Here is a 15,301-nt window from a genome sequence, read left to right as displayed (position 1 = left end):
GGGCAGAGCGTTGCGGCACATCTTTTCAGACGGCCTTAAAGAAAGTATCGAAACCCTGCTGATGACGCAACGCCCTGCCTTGTCAGGCGATGCTGTTCAAAAAATGTTGGGGCATTGCACCTTCGAACCGACAGAGCTGAAAGCCGCTAAAAACACCTACACAGCCGAACGTTTCATCTGGCTGACCAAGCTGAACAACCTGCGTATTTTAGAGCAAGGCAGCGAGCGGCCATTGACCAATACCGAACGCGCCACGCTTATGGACGAGCCATACAGAAAATCTAAACTGACTTACGCACAAGCCCGTAAGCTGCTGGGTTTAGAAGATACCGCCTTTTTCAAAGGCTTGCGTTACGGCAAAGACAATGCCGAAGCCTCAACATTGATGGAAATGAAGGCCTACCACGCCATCAGCCGTGCGCTGGAAAAAGAAGGTTTGAAAGACAAAAAATCCCCATTAAACCTTTCTCCCGAATTACAAGATGAAATCGGCACGGCATTCTCCCTATTCAAAACCGATGAAGACATTACAGGCCGTCTGAAGACTGAACTGACCCCGGCATCAAACAAAACCTTATCAAGACCCTTCACTGTCAAATCCGCATCGAACGGCAGCACTTCAGCACCTTGGCTGCCATCGACAAAACGGTTTCTTCATTTCAAGCCAGCGTAGCCGACAAAAACGCCAAACAGCTGGAATTACCTGAAGTCTTACCATTGAAAGAATACCAATATGAGTGAGGCCAAATTCATAAGGATTATCGTCTTCTTCAACCTACTGGCCAAGCGCAAAGCCACCAATCAATTCCGCCAGTTTCTATTAAAAGATGGATACCAAATGCTCCAACTTTCCGTATACAGCCGTATTATCAAAGGTCAAGACTCGTTGCAAAAACACTACAATAGGCTATGTGCAAACCTGCCGCAAGAGGGTTCCATCCGCTGTTTGGAAGTAACAGAAAAGCAATATGCCACCATGAAACTACTATTGGGAGAGCTGAAAACCCAAGAAAAAAGGGTAAATTCCGACCAACTATTATTATTTTAAAGCCGCTTTTTTAGACAAAATAAAACGGGAAACCCTTACATAATAAGGGTTTCCCGTTGAGACATTGTAGCACTGCGAAATGAGAAAGGGAGCTACAACTATATCCCCCCATTGAACGAAACAATAAATTTGTAGTGTTGCAAAATAAAATAGAGACTTCCTAAATGAAAAAAGCACTACCTAAATAGGTAGTGCTTTCATATTAATTTGCTTATTCAGCAGAATCAGCTGCTTTATCAACCAATTCAACCAATGCCAAAGGAGCATTGTCGCCTTTACGGAAACCGTATTTCAGTACACGAACATAGCCGCCGTTACGAGCAGCAAAGCGTGGACCTAATTCGTCAAACAATTTAACTACAACATCACGATCGCGAGTGCGGTCAAAAGCCAAACGACGGTTTGCCAAAGAAGGTTTTTTACCCAAGGTAATCAAGGGCTCAACTACGCGGCGCAATTCTTTTGCTTTAGGCAAAGTTGTCACGATGGTTTCGTGAGTCAACAAGGAATTCGCCATATTGCGCAGCATCGCAGCGCGGTGGCTGCTAGTACGGTTTAATTTGCGGTTGCCATTACGATGACGCATGTCATTATCCTTTAATCTTCAAACTTACGGCTTTTCTAAGCCTACAGGCGGCCAAGCTTCTAATTTAGAACCTAATGTCAGACCTTTAGAGGCCAACACTTCTTTGATCTCATTCAAAGATTTACGACCCAAATTAGGGGTCTTGAGAAGCTCAGTTTCAGTACGTTGAATCAAATCGCCAATATAGTAAATATCTTCAGCTTTCAGACAATTAGCTGAACGTACGGTTAATTCCAAATCATCCACAGGACGTAGCAAGATAGGATCGATAGGAGGCGCTTTTTCTTCAACCTCTTCAACCGGAGTACCTTGCAGATCTGCAAAAATAGACATTTGGTCAATTAAGATACGTGCGGCACTACGTACAGCTTCTTCTGGATCAATAGAACCATTGGTTTCAATATCCAAAACCAATTTATCCAAATCCGTACGTTGCTCTACGCGTGCAGGTTCAACTTCAAAGCTAACACGACTGATGGGCGAAAAGCTCGCATCCAACTGAATCGCACCAATCTGTTTGTTCTCATCACGCAATACGCGACGACCTGAAACAGATTGATAACCACGACCTTGCTCTACTTTAATTTCCATGTCGATTTGACCATTGTCGGACAAGTGGCAAATAACATGTTCAGGATTGATGATTTCCACATCATGTGGCAAATCAATATCACCGGCTACAACAGCACCGGCACCTGCTTTTTTCAAAGTCAACTGAACTTGATTACGACCGTGAAGCTTAAATACGATACCTTTGATATTCAAGAGAACGTCAACAACATCCTCTTGAACACCATCAATAGTAGAGTATTCGTGCAATACGCCAGAAATAACTACTTCAGTTGGGGCAAAGCCATTCATGGATGACAGTAAGATACGACGCAAAGCATTACCTAAAGTATGACCAAAACCACGCTCAAATGGCTGCATAGACACCTTAGCTCGAGTAGAAGACAAGGTATCTACATCGATTTGACGAGGTTTCAAAAATTCGGTTGTGCTATTTTGCATTTAACTGTCCCTCATTGAGCTAGCATTATTTAGAGTAGAACTCTACCACCAGCTGTTCATTAATATCGCCAGACAATTCTGAGCGATCCGGCATATTTTTGAATACACCTTCCAATTTGTCGGCATCAACAGATCCCCAGCTTGGCAAGCCAATTTGAGTAGCCAAGCTCAATGCCTCTTGGATACGTACTTGTTTCTTAGCTTTTTCACGAACAGCTACAACATCGCCTGCTTTAACTTGGAAAGAAGGGATATTAACAACCTGACCGTTTACAACGATAGCTTTATGAGAAACCAATTGACGTGCTTCAGCGCGGGTAGAGCCAAAACCCATACGATAAACGACATTGTCCAAACGGGACTCCAGCAATTGCAACAGCAATTCACCGGTAGAACCTTTACGACGATCAGCTTCCGCAAAGTAACGACGGAATTGGCGTTCTAACACGCCATAAATACGACGGATTTTTTGTTTTTCACGCAATTGCAAACCGTAGTCTGACAAACGTGGTTTTTTCGCACCGTGCTGACCAGGTGCAGAATCCATTTTACATTTTGAATCCAAAGAGCGACGTGCACTCTTCAAAAACAGATCCGTACCTTCGCGACGTGCTAATTTACATTTAGGGCCAATATAACGTGCCATGTTTTAAATCACTCCAATATTAAATACGACGTTTTTTAGGCGGACGGCAACCGTTATGAGGCAACGGGGTAACGTCAGTAATGCTGGTAATCTTGAAACCAAGAGCGTTTAAAGCACGTACAGAAGATTCGCGACCAGGGCCAGGGCCTTTAATGCGGACTTCTAAATTTTTAACGCCATACTCTTGGGCAACTTTACCAGCTGCTTCTGCTGCAACTTGTGCTGCAAATGGTGTACTTTTACGAGAACCTTTAAAACCAGCGCCGCCAGAGGTAGCCCAAGACAATGCATTGCCTTGACGGTCAGTGATTGTAATGATGGTATTGTTGAAAGATGCATGAACGTGCACAATACCTTCGCTTACGGTTTTACGTACTTTTTTACGTACACGCGAAGCTGTGTTTGCTTTAGCCATTAATCAAATTCCTTAAAATTTATTTCTTACCGGCAATCGCTTTGCGCGGACCTTTACGGGTACGGGCATTTGTGCGAGTGCGTTGACCACGACAAGGCAAGCCACGACGATGACGGAAGCCACGATAGCAACCCATATCCATCAGTCGTTTAATGCTCATCGTTACCTCACGACGCAAATCACCTTCAACTTCATATTTAGCAACTTGCTCACGCAAAGCGTCTAATTGAGCCTCGTCCAAATCTTTTGCTTTAGTAGTAGGAGCAATATTTGCTGCCTCACAAATCAATTTAGCACGAGTCGCACCAATACCATAAATAGCCTGAAGACCAATTACGATATGGGCATTATTAGGGATATTTACCCCTGCAATACGAGCCATATTTTTTCCTTTTTAGGGCAAAGTATGTCACTATACCACAAAATCAAGAGTTAAGAAAACTAACTTCTTAGCCTTGACGTTGTTTGTGACGTGGGTCAGTACAAATTACGCGAACTACACGATTACGACGAATAATCTTGCAATTGCGACAAATTTTCTTTACAGAAGGTTGTACACGCATTTTATTTCCTTTTATCGTTTATCTTGCTCGGAAAACAATCCGAGCACGGGTTAAATCATAAGGAGTTAATTCAACTGTTACCTTATCACCTGGAGAAATACGGATATAGTGCATCCGCATTTTGCCAGATATATGACCAAGTACTACATGATCATTTTCCAGTTTTACTTTAAACGTTGCATTGGGCAAAGTCTCAAGGATTTCACCCTGCATCTGTATGGTATCTTCTTTAGCCATAAGCCTACTTACGTGATAAAGATTTCATATCTGGACGACTCATCAAATCTTCATACTGACTACTCATTACGTAGGAATTGATTTGCGTCCTAAAATCCATTGTAACGACAACCAAGATAAGCAAAGACGTTCCGCCTAAATAGAAAGGCACATTCAATGCTGTCGTTAAAAATTCAGGTATCAGACAGATTGTAGTGATATACAAAGCACCAAATAATGTCAGTCTCAGTACAACTTTTTCCAAATATCTAGAAGTTTGCTCACCTGGGCGAATACCAGGTACAAATGCACCACTTTTCTTCAAATTCTCAGCCATTTCTTTAGGACTAAATACTAAAGCAGTATAGAAATAGCAGAAGAAGATAATAGTTGTTGCAAATAATACAATATACAAAGGCTGCCCATGTTGCAGCATTGCAGCAACCTTGTGAAGAATAGAATTCGTACTATTTGAACCAAACCAACCTAAAAGAGTAGATGGAAAGAGAATAATACTGGAAGCAAAAATAGGAGGAATAACACCGGCCATATTTAGCTTGAACGGCATATGAATGCTTTGTCCTGGCATCATTCCAGAGCCAAATTGCCTTTTAGCATAATGCACAGGAACCTTACGCTGAGCACTTTCAAAATATACTACAGCATAGATCAACAGCAAAATACCAATAACAATAGATACTGCCATTAACATACTCATAGAGCCTTGTTCAGTCAAAGTCAACAACCGAACAATACCAGATGGAATACCCGATACAATACCTGCTGTAATAATTAAGGAAATACCATTACCGATACCACGCTCGGTAATCTGCTCCCCCAACCACATCAAAAACATCGTACCTGTAACCAAACAGACTACTGTAGAAATATGAAACTCAAGCGAACTTGTTACAACAACTCCTTGTTGATAAACAAATGTTGCAACACCAAAGCTTTGTAATACAGCCAATAATACCGTCCCATACCTAGTATATTTCGTAATTATTTTCCGACCAGCTTCACCTTCCTTTTTTAAAGCTTTTAAAGAAGGAATGATCTCTGAAGCAAGCTGAACAATAATCGACGATGAAATATAAGGCATGATACCAATTGCAAATATACTAAAGCGCTCCAACGAACCACCCGAGAACATATTTAACATTCCGAATATGCCGTTTGCAGCGCCTTCGTATAACTTAGCTAATGCAACAGCATCTACGCCCGGTACCGGTATATGAGCACCAATACGGAAAACGACTAAAGCTCCTAATAGAAACACTAGACGTTTTTTCAGATCTCCAAATTTGGATAATCCTGATAAAGATTGTTGATTAGCCACTATAGTGCAAGCCTTATTCTTCTACTTTGCCACCAGCAGCTTCAATTGCAGCTTTAGCACCTTTAGTAGCTTTTACACCTTTCAAGGTAACCGCTTTTGAAATTTCACCAGAAGCAATAACTTTTACATTAGAAGCAGTCGCAGGAATCAGACCAGCTTGTTTAAGAACCAAAACATCAATTTCGTTTACAGCAATCAGATTCAACTCACTCAAACGAACTTCAGCATTAGCGGCAGCAGTCAAAGATTTGAAACCACGCTTAGGCAGGCGACGTTGCAAAGGCATTTGACCACCTTCAAAACCTACCTTGTGGAAACCGCCAGCACGGCTTTTTTGACCTTTATGGCCACGACCACCTGTCTTACCCAGGCCACTACCAATACCACGGCCTACACGACGACTAGCGTGAGTAGCACCCTCAGCAGGTTGAATAGTATTCAAAAACATATTAAGACTCCACTTTCAACAAGTAGCTGATTTTATTAATCATACCACGGTTTTCAGGGGTATCCAAAACCTCTACTGTATGCTCACGACGACGCAAACCTAAGCCACGAGCACAAGCACGATGAGATTCAATTGTACCGATCAGGCTCTTAACCAATGTAACTTTAATCTTTTTTTGCTCAGTCATGGTTAGCTCCCAAAATATCTTCTACTGTCAAGCCACGTTTAGCGGCAATATCAGCAGGGGTATACAGTTTAGACAAACCGTCTAATGTAGCACGTACAATATTGTAAGGGTTAGTAGAACCATGCACTTTAGCTGAGATGTTATGGATACCCATAGCATCAAATACTAAACGCATTGGACCACCAGCTTTTACACCGCTACCTTCTTTAGCAGGTTGCATAAATACTTTAGTAGCGCCATGACGACCAATAACTTCATGATGAATAGTACCATTTTTCAAAGGTACTTTAATCATAGAGCGGCGTGCTTGATCCATTGCTTTTTGAACAGCAACTGGCACTTCTTTTGATTTACCCTTACCCATACCGATGCGACCATCACCATCACCAACAACAGTCAGTGCAGAGAAAGCCATGATACGGCCACCTTTAACTACTTTAGTCACGCGATTAACTGCGACCATCTTTTCAATCAGGCCGTCACCGCGTTCTTCAATTTCATGTTTTGCCATCTGAAAGTCTCCAAATATTAGAAGCTTAAACCATTTTCACGTGCAGCTTCAGCCAAAGCTTTCACACGACCGTGATATTGGAAACCTGAACGGTCAAAAGCAACTTTTTCAACACCTACTGCTTTAGCTTTTTCAGCAATACGCTTACCAACTACAGCTGCTGCTTCAACGTTGCTACCTGATTTCAGGCTACTACGTACTTCAGCTTCCAATGTAGAGGCTTGAGCCAATACTTTATCACCTTCAGCACTAATTACTTGAGCATAAATATGATTATTGCTGCGGAACACACATAATCTTACCATTTTCAAGTCCGCAATACGCGCACGGGTTTTGCGTGCACGACGGAGTCGGGTTGTATGTTTATCCATTAGTGAACCTCAATTATTTTTTCTTGGCTTCTTTCATCACTACTACTTCACCTACATAACGAACACCTTTGCCTTTATAAGGTTCAGGAGAACGGAATGCACGAATTTCAGCAGCGACTTGGCCAACCACTTGTTTATCTGCACCAGTCAAAACGATTTCTGTTTGGCTAGGAGTTTGAACGGAAACACCTTCAGGCATTTCGTATACGATTGGATGAGAGAAACCCAAAGACAAGTTCAAAACTTTGCCTTGCGCTTGGGCACGATAACCCACACCAATCAATTGAAGTTTTTTCTCAAAACCTTCAGAAACACCCTTAACCATGTTATTAACCAATGCACGAGCAGTACCAGACATAGCATTAGCCTGTTTACTGTCATTTTTTGCAGCAAAAGTCAATTTACCATCGTTTAGTTCAATAGCAACATCGGAATGCAAAGGAAAGGACAATTCGCCATGTTTACCTTTGATTACCAATGCATCTGTTCCGAATTTTACTTCTACACCAGCAGGAACAGTCACTGGGTTTTTTGCGACGCGTGACATTTACATTTCTCCACTAGGCTACGATGCACAACAACTCACCACCAACACCCTCAGAACGGGCTTTGCGATCAGTCATTACACCTTTAGAAGTACTAACAATAGCGACACCCAGGCCATTCATTACGCTAGGGATCTCACTTGATGCTTTGTAAATACGCAAACCTGGACGTGAAACACGTTTAATTTGCTCAATCACAGGACGACCTGCATAGTATTTCAATTGAATTTCCAATACCGGTTTTGCATCAGCAGAAACCGCAAAATCCTCGATATAACCTTCTTCTTTCAGAACTTTTGCAATTGCACATTTCAGTTTAGAGGAAGGCATGGCAACTGCTGCTTTATTAGCACGTTGCGCATTGCGAATACGAGTCAACATATCGGAAATAGGATCATGCATACTCATTATTTATACTCCTATTACCAGCTAGCTTTAACAACACCAGGGATCTCGCCACGCATAGCGATTTCACGGATCTTAATACGGCCCAAACCAAATTTACGGAAAGTGCCACGAGGACGACCTGTTAAAGCACAACGACGACGTTGACGTACAGGTGCTGCATTACGAGGAATGGATTGAAATTTCAAACGTGCTTCAAAGCGTTCTTCTTCAGTCGCATTAGCATCATTAATAACAGCGAAAATTGCCTCACGTTTAGCTGCAAACTTTTTCGCCAATGCTTGACGTTTCAGCTCACGATTAATAAGTGCTTTCTTAGCCATGATTATCCTTTAAACGGAAACTTGAATAGTGACAACAAAGCTTTCGCTTCTTCATCAGTTTTTGCAGTAGTTGTAATAGTAATATTCAAACCACGCAAAGCATCGATTTTATCGTATTCAATTTCCGGGAAAATAATTTGCTCACGAACGCCCATATTGTAATTGCCACGACCATCAAATGATTTACCGCTTACACCACGGAAGTCACGTACGCGAGGCAACGCAATAGTAATCAAACGATCCAAGAATTCAAACATTTGATCACGACGCAATGTTACTTTGCAACCAACTGGATAGTTATCACGGATTTTAAAACCCGCGATAGATTTACGAGCAACAGTAACAACTGGCTTTTGACCAGCAATTTTCTCTAAATCAGAAACAGCGTGCTCCATAACTTTTTTATCAGCAACAGCTTCACCCACACCCATATTCAAGGTGATTTTCTCAATACGTGGAACTTCCATTACTGATTTGTAACCAAATTGTTTAACCAACTCAGGAACAACTGTATCTTTATAAAACTCTCTCAAACGAGCCATGTTATCTCCTTATGCTCCAATGATAGAGCCATTTGATTTGAAGAAACGAACGCGTTTAACTTTGCCTTCATTTTCAATCAGCTTAATACCAACACGGTCTGCTTTATTAGTTTCCGGATTCAGGATTGCAATATTAGAAATATCCAAAGGCATTTCTTTAGTAATAATGCCACCCTCAATACCACGCATTGGATTAGGTTTTTGATGGCGTTTCACAACATTCACACCTTCAACAACAACTTTATCACCCAACACTCGAACTACTTGACCTTGCTTACCTTTATCTTTACCGGTAATCACTACAACCTGATCGCCTTTAATGATTTTATTCATCGCGCTATTCCTTATAATACTTCAGGCGCCAATGAAACGATTTTCATAAATCGCTCAGTACGCAATTCACGGGTTACCGGGCCAAAAATACGAGTACCCAGAGGTTCAAGTTTATTATTTAATAACACAGCGGCGTTGTTATCAAATTTAATTAGCGCACCATCAGGACGACGCACACCCTTAGCAGTACGAACAACTACCGCATTGTATACATCACCTTTTTTGACACGACCACGTGGGGCTGCATCTTTAACTGCAACTTTAATAATATCGCCAACAGAAGCGTAGCGACGCTTAGATCCGCCTAATACCTTGATACACATCACGCGACGCGCACCAGAGTTATCAGCCACATCTAAGATGGTCTGCATTTGAATCATATTAGTACCTTTAAATTAACCAACTTAATTTACCACTTTCATATAACTCGCACCTTACTTTAAGCTGCTTATTAAATGAAACCATCACGGTTCTAGTAAACCAGTCTTGGATCCCGAAGGGAGAGAAACTTCCATAAGAAGCTGGAAGATAAGAAACGAAGTTTACACGCAAATTAATTTTGCTGCAAGACTTCGTTTCTTATTAAGCTGCATTACTGTATTTTAAATCAAACAGTACGTGCTTTCTCAACCAATTCTTTGACAACCCAAGACTTGGTTTTTGACAAAGGACGAGACTCCTCGATTACCACTACGTCACCGATGCCATATTGATTGCTTTCATCATGTGCATGGATTTTAGTTGATAAACGAATGATTTTACCGTACAGAGGGTGTTTAACTTTACGCTCAACCAATACTGTAACAGTTTTGTCCATTTTGTCGCTTACCACTTTGCCTTGCAAAGTACGAACATTTTTAGCTTCGCTCATTACTTAGCACCTTTTTCAGTTAAAATGGTTTTAATACGAGCAATATCGCGACGTACACGTTTCAACTCGCTAGATTTACCCAACTGACCGGTTGCATTTTGCATGCGCAAGCCAAACTGAGCTTTCAACAAGTCCAACAAATCAGAGTTTAATTGCTCAATAGATTTGTCTTTCAATTCATTTGCTTTCATTATTGACCCACCTGTCTTACCACAAAGGTTGTAGGAATAGGCAATTTGGCAGCGGCCAATTCAAATGCTTCACGAGCCAAAGACTCAGGAACACCGTCCATTTCGTACAATACTTTGCCTGGTTTAATTTCAGCAATGTAATATTCCACATTACCTTTACCGCCACCCATACGAACCTGGATAGGTTTCTCAGTAATTGGTTTATCAGGGAATACACGAATCCAAATGCGACCGCCACGTTTAATATGACGAGTCATAGTACGACGAGCAGCTTCGATTTGGCGGGCAGTCAAACGACCACGGCCTACGGCTTTCAAACCGAACTCACCGAAACTTACTTTGTTACCGCGAGTAGCAATACCAGTGTTACGACCTTTTTGTTGCTTGCGATATTTCAGTCTAGTTGGCTGCAGCATTACGTCCACCTGCCTTTCTTTGTTTCTTCTCATGCTCAGGTTTAGAAGATTTAATATTACCTTCTGTATAAACCCAAACTTTCAGACCCAGTACACCATAAGTAGTGTGCGCTTCGCTAGTTGCATAATCTACATTTGCACGCAAAGTATGCAAAGGTACGCGACCTTCACGGTACCATTCGCTACGAGCGATATCAGCACCATTCAGACGGCCTGAAGTCATGATCTTGATGCCTTTGGCACCAGAACGCATTGCATTTTGCATTGCACGTTTCATTGCACGACGGAATTGGACGCGTTTTTCAAGTTGCTGAGCAATACCATCAGCAATAATTTGCGCATCCAACTCAGGACGGCGAATCTCTTCAATATTTACATGAACTGGCACACCCATCAGAGCTTGCAAGTCACGTTTCAAGATTTCGATATCCTCACCTTTTTTACCAATAACCACACCTGGACGAGCAGAGTGGATAGTGATACGTGCAGATTTAGCAGGACGTTCGATTACTACGCGACCAACTGAAGCATTTGCCAATTTTTTGCGCAAGTAATTACGAACATCAATATCTTGTTTCAAAACAGTTGAAAAGTCGGTGCTTTTAGCAAACCATTTTGAAGCCCAGTCTTTAGTTACCGCCAGGCGAAAGCCTGTAGGGTTAATCTTTTGTCCCATAGCTTTTCCTTAGTTGCCCACTGTCACATTAATATGACAAGTTTGTTTCTCGATGCGGTTACCGCGACCTTTGGCACGAGCTTGGAAACGTTTCAAGCTTGGGCCTTTGTCAACAAAGATAGTTACCACTTTCAGTTCGTCAATGTCAGCACCATTGTTGTGCTCGGCATTAGCGATTGCTGATTCCAATACTTTTTTAATTAGCTCAGCACCTTTTTTAGGGCTGAATGCCAAGATATTCAAAGCTTGGGCAACGTCTTTACCACGAATCAAATCAGCTACCAAGCGAGCCTTTTGAGCTGAAATACGGGCATTTTTATGTTGTGCACTTACTCTCATGATTCACCTTATTTCTTTTTAGCCTTTTTATCGGCCAAGTGGCCTTTAAAGGTACGGGTCAATGAGAACTCACCTAATTTATGACCAACCATGTTGTCACTGATAAACACAGGCACGTGAGTGCGACCGTTATGTACAGCGATAGTCAGACCAATGAAATCAGGCAAAATGGTAGAACGACGTGACCAAGTTTTAATTGGGCGTTTGTCGTTGCTTGCACGAGCAGCATCTACTTTTTTCAGCAAATGCAGGTCTACATATGGGCCTTTTTTTAATGAACGAGCCATACTAATTAACCTTTATTTGAGTAACGACGACGAACAATCATGTTATCCGTGCGTTTGTTATTACGAGTGCGGTAGCCCTTAGCAGGAGTACCCCATGGGCTAACCGGTTCGCGAGCTTCACCAGTACGGCCTTCACCACCACCATGTGGGTGATCGACAGGGTTCATGACAACACCACGAACGGTCGGACGAATACCACGCCAGCGGTTAGCACCAGCTTTGCCGATTTTTTTCAGGCTTTGTTCTTCGTTACCAACCTCACCAATAGTTGCACGGCAATTCACGCTAATTTTGCGCACTTCACCAGAACGCAAACGAACTTGAGCGTAAGCACCTTCTTTTGCAAGCAATACCGCAGAAGCACCAGCTGAACGAGCAATTTGTGCACCTTTACCTGGTTTCATTTCGATACAGTGAATAGTTGTACCAACTGGAATATTGCGAATCGGCAGAGTGTTACCTACTTTGATAGCAGCTTCAGCACCGGAAACTAATACTGCGCCGGCTTGAATACCACGAGGAGCAATGATGTAGCGACGTTCACCATCTGCATAGCACAACAATGCGATAAATGCAGTACGGTTAGGGTCATACTCGATACGCTCCACTTTTGCAGGGATACCGTCTTTGTTACGTTTAAAATCTACAACACGGTAATGGTGTTTATGACCACCACCTTTATGGCGGGTAGTGATATGACCATTGTTGTTACGACCGGCAGTAGAATTTTTCTTTTCCAGCAGAGGTGCATAAGGTGCACCTTTGTGCAAACCTTCTGTTACCACGCGAACCATGCCGCGACGGCCTGCAGAGGTCGGCTTCATTTTAACGATTGCCATTTTGTTTATTCCTTATCTGCAGCTGCAGCAGCGGCTTCCAAATCCAACTCTTGACCGGCAGCCAGGCTTACGTAAGCCTTTTTAACATCGCTGCGACGACCTAAAGTGCGACCAAAACGTTTAATTTTACCTTTAATGGTAACAGTAGTAACGTCTGCAACTTGAACACCGAACAGCAACTCAACTGCTGCTTTAATTTCAGGTTTGGTTGCATTTGCCAAAACTTTAAACGTCATTTGGTTACGTTTTTCAGCCAATACGTTGCTTTTTTCAGAAACGATAGGTGCCAAGATTACTTGAGTCAAACGTTGTTGATTCATACCCATTGCTCCTCTAATTGTGCAACTGCATCTTTAGTGATAACGACTTTTTTGTAACGCAGCAAGCTGTAAGGATCAACTTGTTGGGCTTCCAAAACCAATACGTTAGGCAAGTTGCGTGAAGCCAAGTAAACATTCTCGTCGAGCTGTTTAGTTACAAACAGAACTTGCTCCAAACCCAAGTTTTTCACTTGTTCGGCAAAAACTTTAGTTTTAGGAGTTTCAGCAGTCAATGCTTCGATTGCAAACAAACGTTCGTCACGAGCTAATTGGGACAAAATAGTCGCCATACCGGCACGGTACATTTTACGGTTCACTTTTTGAGTAAAGTTTTCGTCAGGTTTGTTTGGGAATGCACGACCACCTTTACGCCACAGCGGAGAAGAAGTCATACCGGAACGAGCACGGCCGGTACCTTTTTGGCGCCATGGTTTTTTAGTAGAGTGGTTTACTTCGGCACGAGTTTTTTGAGCACGGTTACCAGAACGGGCATTTGCCAAATAAGCAGTAACCAGTTGGTGAACCAGAGCTTCATTGTATTCACGAGCAAACAAAGCATCAGAAACAGCCAAGCTGCCAGATACTTGTCCTTTAGCGTCAATTACTTTCAATTCCATTACGCACCTACTTTCACGCTAGGACGAACCACGACGTCGCTGTTAACCGAACCCGGAACAGCACCTTTAACCAACAAGAGTTGGCGTTCAGCATCAACACGTACAACTTCCAATTTTTGAACAGTTGCTTTAGTGTTACCGTATTGACCTGCCATACGTTTACCAGGGAACACTCGACCAGGGTCTTGTGCCATACCGATAGAACCAGGAACACGGTGTGAACGGGAGTTACCGTGGGAAGTACGTTGAGCACCGAAGTTATGACGTTTGATCGTACCAGAGAAACCTTTACCTTTAGAGGTGCCGGTTACATCCACTAATTGACCAACTTCAAACATGGAAACGGTAATTTCATCACCGGCTTTCAATTCAGCCAATTTCTCTTCAGTCAAAGCAAATTCAACCAAACCACGGCCGGCTTCAACACCTGCTTTCGCAAAGTGACCAGCCTCAGCTTTGTTGACACGATTAGCTTTTTTCTGACCAAAGGTAACTTGTACAGCAGTGTAGCCGTCAGTATCTTTGGATTTTACTTGTGTAACGCGGTTGGCAGACATATCCAAAACAGTTACCGGAACAGAAACACCCTGTTCGTCGAACACGCGAGTCATACCAACTTTGCGTCCAACCAGACCTAAAGTCATGATTATTTTCCTTTTTAAGTAAAGGGGCGGGCTACGATTGGCCTGCCTTTCAGACAAAGTTAAACTTGATACGGATGTACCAAGTCCGCCATTATAATTGACAACTCAAAGAAATATCAACAAAAATTTCAATTTAACTTCTTAAGCCCCTCTTTTTTTCTGGAGAATACTACAAAATATCAGAAATTTTCAGACGGCCTAAGAATTTTATAAAAAACCGAACAGCTAAGCTGTTCGGTTTTCCAGTTCTTATTGAACTTTAATTTCTACATCTACACCTGCTGGAAGATCCAGTTTCATCAATGCATCAGTAGTTTTATCAGTCCAGTCCACAATGTCCATCAGACGCAAGTGGGTGCGGATTTCCAATTGTTCACGAGAAGTTTTGTTCACGTGAGGAGAACGCAAAATGTTGAAACGTTCGATTTTAGTTGGCAAAGGAATCGGACCTTTAACAACAGCACCAGTGCGTTTAGCAGTTTCAACGATTTCTTGCGCAGAACGGTCAATCAGACTGTAGTCATAAGCTTTTAGGCGGATACGGATTTTTTGGTTTGCCATTTATCAATATCCCTCAATTAAGCGATAATAGAAGAAACCACACCTGCACCT

General features: G+C 42.3%; 30 protein-coding genes and 2 pseudogenes. 3 read left to right on the top strand and 29 right to left on the bottom strand.

Translation table 11 applies throughout. The features are described 5' to 3' along the window. Positions 1-16: 16 nt before the first annotated feature. The 3 genes and pseudogenes from HMPREF2661_RS07150 to cas2 all read left to right on the top strand — a co-directional run. Positions 17-544: pseudogene (locus HMPREF2661_RS07150) on the top strand (type II CRISPR RNA-guided endonuclease Cas9); the annotation flags it as partial. Beyond that, positions 533-741, top strand: a pseudogene (locus HMPREF2661_RS11670) (type II CRISPR-associated endonuclease Cas1); the annotation flags it as partial. The pseudogenes HMPREF2661_RS07150 and HMPREF2661_RS11670, both read left to right, overlap by 12 nt. Further along, positions 734-1,048, top strand: a complete 315-nt coding sequence (gene cas2 / locus HMPREF2661_RS07145) for a CRISPR-associated endonuclease Cas2 (protein WP_049323409.1) — start codon at positions 734-736, stop codon at positions 1,046-1,048. The pseudogene HMPREF2661_RS11670 and the gene cas2, both read left to right, overlap by 8 nt. A 211-nt stretch (positions 1,049-1,259) precedes the next feature. Here the strand turns inward: cas2 and rplQ are convergent, their stop codons facing one another. The 29 genes from rplQ to rpsJ all read right to left on the bottom strand — a co-directional run bounded on the left by rplQ (position 1,260) and on the right by rpsJ (position 15,250). Then, positions 1,260-1,634: a 50S ribosomal protein L17 gene (gene rplQ, locus HMPREF2661_RS07140; protein ID WP_003684792.1), complete on the bottom strand. Its 375-nt coding sequence runs from the start codon at positions 1,632-1,634 to the stop codon at positions 1,260-1,262. A 24-nt stretch (positions 1,635-1,658) separates the two neighbouring features. Continuing rightward, positions 1,659-2,645, bottom strand: coding sequence for a DNA-directed RNA polymerase subunit alpha (rpoA, locus tag HMPREF2661_RS07135; RefSeq protein ID WP_003749298.1), 987 nt, complete (start codon positions 2,643-2,645; stop codon positions 1,659-1,661). A gap of 25 nt (positions 2,646-2,670) precedes the next feature. Continuing rightward, on the bottom strand, positions 2,671-3,291 hold the full coding sequence (gene rpsD / locus HMPREF2661_RS07130) for a 30S ribosomal protein S4 (protein WP_070822961.1): 621 nt from the start codon (positions 3,289-3,291) through the stop codon (positions 2,671-2,673). Between the two features lie 19 nt (positions 3,292-3,310). Continuing rightward, positions 3,311-3,706, bottom strand: coding sequence for a 30S ribosomal protein S11 (gene rpsK, locus HMPREF2661_RS07125; protein ID WP_002216249.1), 396 nt, complete (start codon positions 3,704-3,706; stop codon positions 3,311-3,313). Between the two features lie 19 nt (positions 3,707-3,725). After that, the gene (gene rpsM, locus HMPREF2661_RS07120) at positions 3,726-4,088 is read right to left on the bottom strand and encodes a 30S ribosomal protein S13 (protein WP_003749295.1); all 363 of its coding nucleotides are present in this window, start codon (positions 4,086-4,088) and stop codon (positions 3,726-3,728) included. A gap of 67 nt (positions 4,089-4,155) precedes the next feature. Further along, positions 4,156-4,269: a 50S ribosomal protein L36 gene (gene rpmJ, locus HMPREF2661_RS11215; protein ID WP_003697674.1), complete on the bottom strand. Its 114-nt coding sequence runs from the start codon at positions 4,267-4,269 to the stop codon at positions 4,156-4,158. 18 nt (positions 4,270-4,287) lie between these two features. Continuing rightward, positions 4,288-4,506 carry a translation initiation factor IF-1 gene (infA, locus tag HMPREF2661_RS07115; protein WP_003684714.1) on the bottom strand — a complete coding sequence of 73 codons (219 nt, stop codon included), beginning with the start codon at positions 4,504-4,506 and terminating at the stop codon, positions 4,288-4,290. Positions 4,507-4,510: 4 nt separating this feature from the next. Then, positions 4,511-5,824 carry a preprotein translocase subunit SecY gene (secY, locus tag HMPREF2661_RS07110; protein WP_049323404.1) on the bottom strand — a complete coding sequence of 438 codons (1,314 nt, stop codon included), beginning with the start codon at positions 5,822-5,824 and terminating at the stop codon, positions 4,511-4,513. Positions 5,825-5,837: 13 nt separating this feature from the next. Beyond that, positions 5,838-6,272, bottom strand: coding sequence for a 50S ribosomal protein L15 (gene rplO / locus HMPREF2661_RS07105; protein ID WP_003749291.1), 435 nt, complete (start codon positions 6,270-6,272; stop codon positions 5,838-5,840). A 1-nt stretch (position 6,273) separates the two neighbouring features. Next, positions 6,274-6,459, bottom strand: a complete 186-nt coding sequence (gene rpmD / locus HMPREF2661_RS07100; protein WP_003684808.1) for a 50S ribosomal protein L30 — start codon at positions 6,457-6,459, stop codon at positions 6,274-6,276. Beyond that, positions 6,452-6,970: a 30S ribosomal protein S5 gene (rpsE, locus tag HMPREF2661_RS07095; RefSeq protein ID WP_003684704.1), complete on the bottom strand. Its 519-nt coding sequence runs from the start codon at positions 6,968-6,970 to the stop codon at positions 6,452-6,454. Before rpsE ends, rpmD begins: the two co-directional genes overlap by 8 nt. A 17-nt stretch (positions 6,971-6,987) precedes the next feature. Continuing rightward, entirely contained in the window at positions 6,988-7,341 is a 354-nt protein-coding gene (gene rplR, locus HMPREF2661_RS07090; RefSeq protein WP_003749287.1) for a 50S ribosomal protein L18, read from the bottom strand. A gap of 13 nt (positions 7,342-7,354) precedes the next feature. Beyond that, positions 7,355-7,888, bottom strand: coding sequence for a 50S ribosomal protein L6 (gene rplF, locus HMPREF2661_RS07085; RefSeq protein WP_003749285.1), 534 nt, complete (start codon positions 7,886-7,888; stop codon positions 7,355-7,357). Positions 7,889-7,901: 13 nt separating this feature from the next. Then, positions 7,902-8,294 carry a 30S ribosomal protein S8 gene (gene rpsH, locus HMPREF2661_RS07080; protein ID WP_003684738.1) on the bottom strand — a complete coding sequence of 131 codons (393 nt, stop codon included), beginning with the start codon at positions 8,292-8,294 and terminating at the stop codon, positions 7,902-7,904. A gap of 14 nt (positions 8,295-8,308) precedes the next feature. Continuing rightward, positions 8,309-8,614 (bottom strand): 30S ribosomal protein S14, encoded by a 306-nt coding sequence (rpsN, locus tag HMPREF2661_RS07075; RefSeq protein ID WP_003684736.1) that lies wholly within the window; start codon positions 8,612-8,614, stop codon positions 8,309-8,311. 2 nt (positions 8,615-8,616) lie between these two features. Beyond that, entirely contained in the window at positions 8,617-9,156 is a 540-nt protein-coding gene (gene rplE, locus HMPREF2661_RS07070; RefSeq protein ID WP_003684750.1) for a 50S ribosomal protein L5, read from the bottom strand. 9 nt (positions 9,157-9,165) lie between these two features. Beyond that, a complete protein-coding gene (gene rplX, locus HMPREF2661_RS07065; RefSeq protein ID WP_003684754.1) occupies positions 9,166-9,489 on the bottom strand; it encodes a 50S ribosomal protein L24 in 324 nt (107 codons plus the stop codon). Positions 9,490-9,500: 11 nt separating this feature from the next. Continuing rightward, the gene (rplN, locus tag HMPREF2661_RS07060) at positions 9,501-9,869 is read right to left on the bottom strand and encodes a 50S ribosomal protein L14 (RefSeq protein ID WP_002215434.1); all 369 of its coding nucleotides are present in this window, start codon (positions 9,867-9,869) and stop codon (positions 9,501-9,503) included. 227 nt (positions 9,870-10,096) lie between these two features. Continuing rightward, positions 10,097-10,360, bottom strand: a complete 264-nt coding sequence (rpsQ, locus tag HMPREF2661_RS07055) for a 30S ribosomal protein S17 (RefSeq protein WP_003749281.1) — start codon at positions 10,358-10,360, stop codon at positions 10,097-10,099. Then, on the bottom strand, positions 10,360-10,551 hold the full coding sequence (gene rpmC, locus HMPREF2661_RS07050) for a 50S ribosomal protein L29 (RefSeq protein ID WP_003684705.1): 192 nt from the start codon (positions 10,549-10,551) through the stop codon (positions 10,360-10,362). Before rpmC ends, rpsQ begins: the two co-directional genes overlap by 1 nt. After that, positions 10,551-10,967, bottom strand: a complete 417-nt coding sequence (gene rplP / locus HMPREF2661_RS07045) for a 50S ribosomal protein L16 (RefSeq protein ID WP_003749279.1) — start codon at positions 10,965-10,967, stop codon at positions 10,551-10,553. Before rplP ends, rpmC begins: the two co-directional genes overlap by 1 nt. After that, complete coding sequence (gene rpsC / locus HMPREF2661_RS07040) at positions 10,951-11,643, bottom strand: 30S ribosomal protein S3 (protein WP_003684753.1); 693 nt, start codon at positions 11,641-11,643, stop codon at positions 10,951-10,953. The genes rplP and rpsC overlap by 17 nt, the downstream gene beginning before the upstream one ends. Before the next feature lie 9 nt (positions 11,644-11,652). After that, a complete protein-coding gene (rplV, locus tag HMPREF2661_RS07035) occupies positions 11,653-11,982 on the bottom strand; it encodes a 50S ribosomal protein L22 (RefSeq protein WP_003749277.1) in 330 nt (109 codons plus the stop codon). Positions 11,983-11,990: 8 nt separating this feature from the next. After that, positions 11,991-12,269 carry a 30S ribosomal protein S19 gene (gene rpsS / locus HMPREF2661_RS07030; RefSeq protein ID WP_002215422.1) on the bottom strand — a complete coding sequence of 93 codons (279 nt, stop codon included), beginning with the start codon at positions 12,267-12,269 and terminating at the stop codon, positions 11,991-11,993. A gap of 5 nt (positions 12,270-12,274) precedes the next feature. Next, the gene (gene rplB / locus HMPREF2661_RS07025; RefSeq protein ID WP_003684813.1) at positions 12,275-13,108 is read right to left on the bottom strand and encodes a 50S ribosomal protein L2; all 834 of its coding nucleotides are present in this window, start codon (positions 13,106-13,108) and stop codon (positions 12,275-12,277) included. Between the two features lie 5 nt (positions 13,109-13,113). Continuing rightward, complete coding sequence (gene rplW / locus HMPREF2661_RS07020) at positions 13,114-13,428, bottom strand: 50S ribosomal protein L23 (protein WP_003749274.1); 315 nt, start codon at positions 13,426-13,428, stop codon at positions 13,114-13,116. Further along, the gene (gene rplD / locus HMPREF2661_RS07015; protein ID WP_003684798.1) at positions 13,425-14,045 is read right to left on the bottom strand and encodes a 50S ribosomal protein L4; all 621 of its coding nucleotides are present in this window, start codon (positions 14,043-14,045) and stop codon (positions 13,425-13,427) included. The genes rplW and rplD overlap by 4 nt, the downstream gene beginning before the upstream one ends. Then, on the bottom strand, positions 14,045-14,689 hold the full coding sequence (gene rplC, locus HMPREF2661_RS07010; protein ID WP_003749272.1) for a 50S ribosomal protein L3: 645 nt from the start codon (positions 14,687-14,689) through the stop codon (positions 14,045-14,047). Before rplC ends, rplD begins: the two co-directional genes overlap by 1 nt. A gap of 249 nt (positions 14,690-14,938) precedes the next feature. Further along, complete coding sequence (rpsJ, locus tag HMPREF2661_RS07005; protein ID WP_002642322.1) at positions 14,939-15,250, bottom strand: 30S ribosomal protein S10; 312 nt, start codon at positions 15,248-15,250, stop codon at positions 14,939-14,941. Positions 15,251-15,301 lie beyond the last annotated feature (51 nt).

Source organism: Neisseria sp. HMSC061B04, from assembly GCF_001836705.1.
Taxonomy (GTDB): Bacteria; Pseudomonadota; Gammaproteobacteria; order Burkholderiales; family Neisseriaceae; genus Neisseria.
Note: the sequence above shows the minus strand (reverse complement) of the source record. Positions and strands in the feature narration are given on the sequence as shown.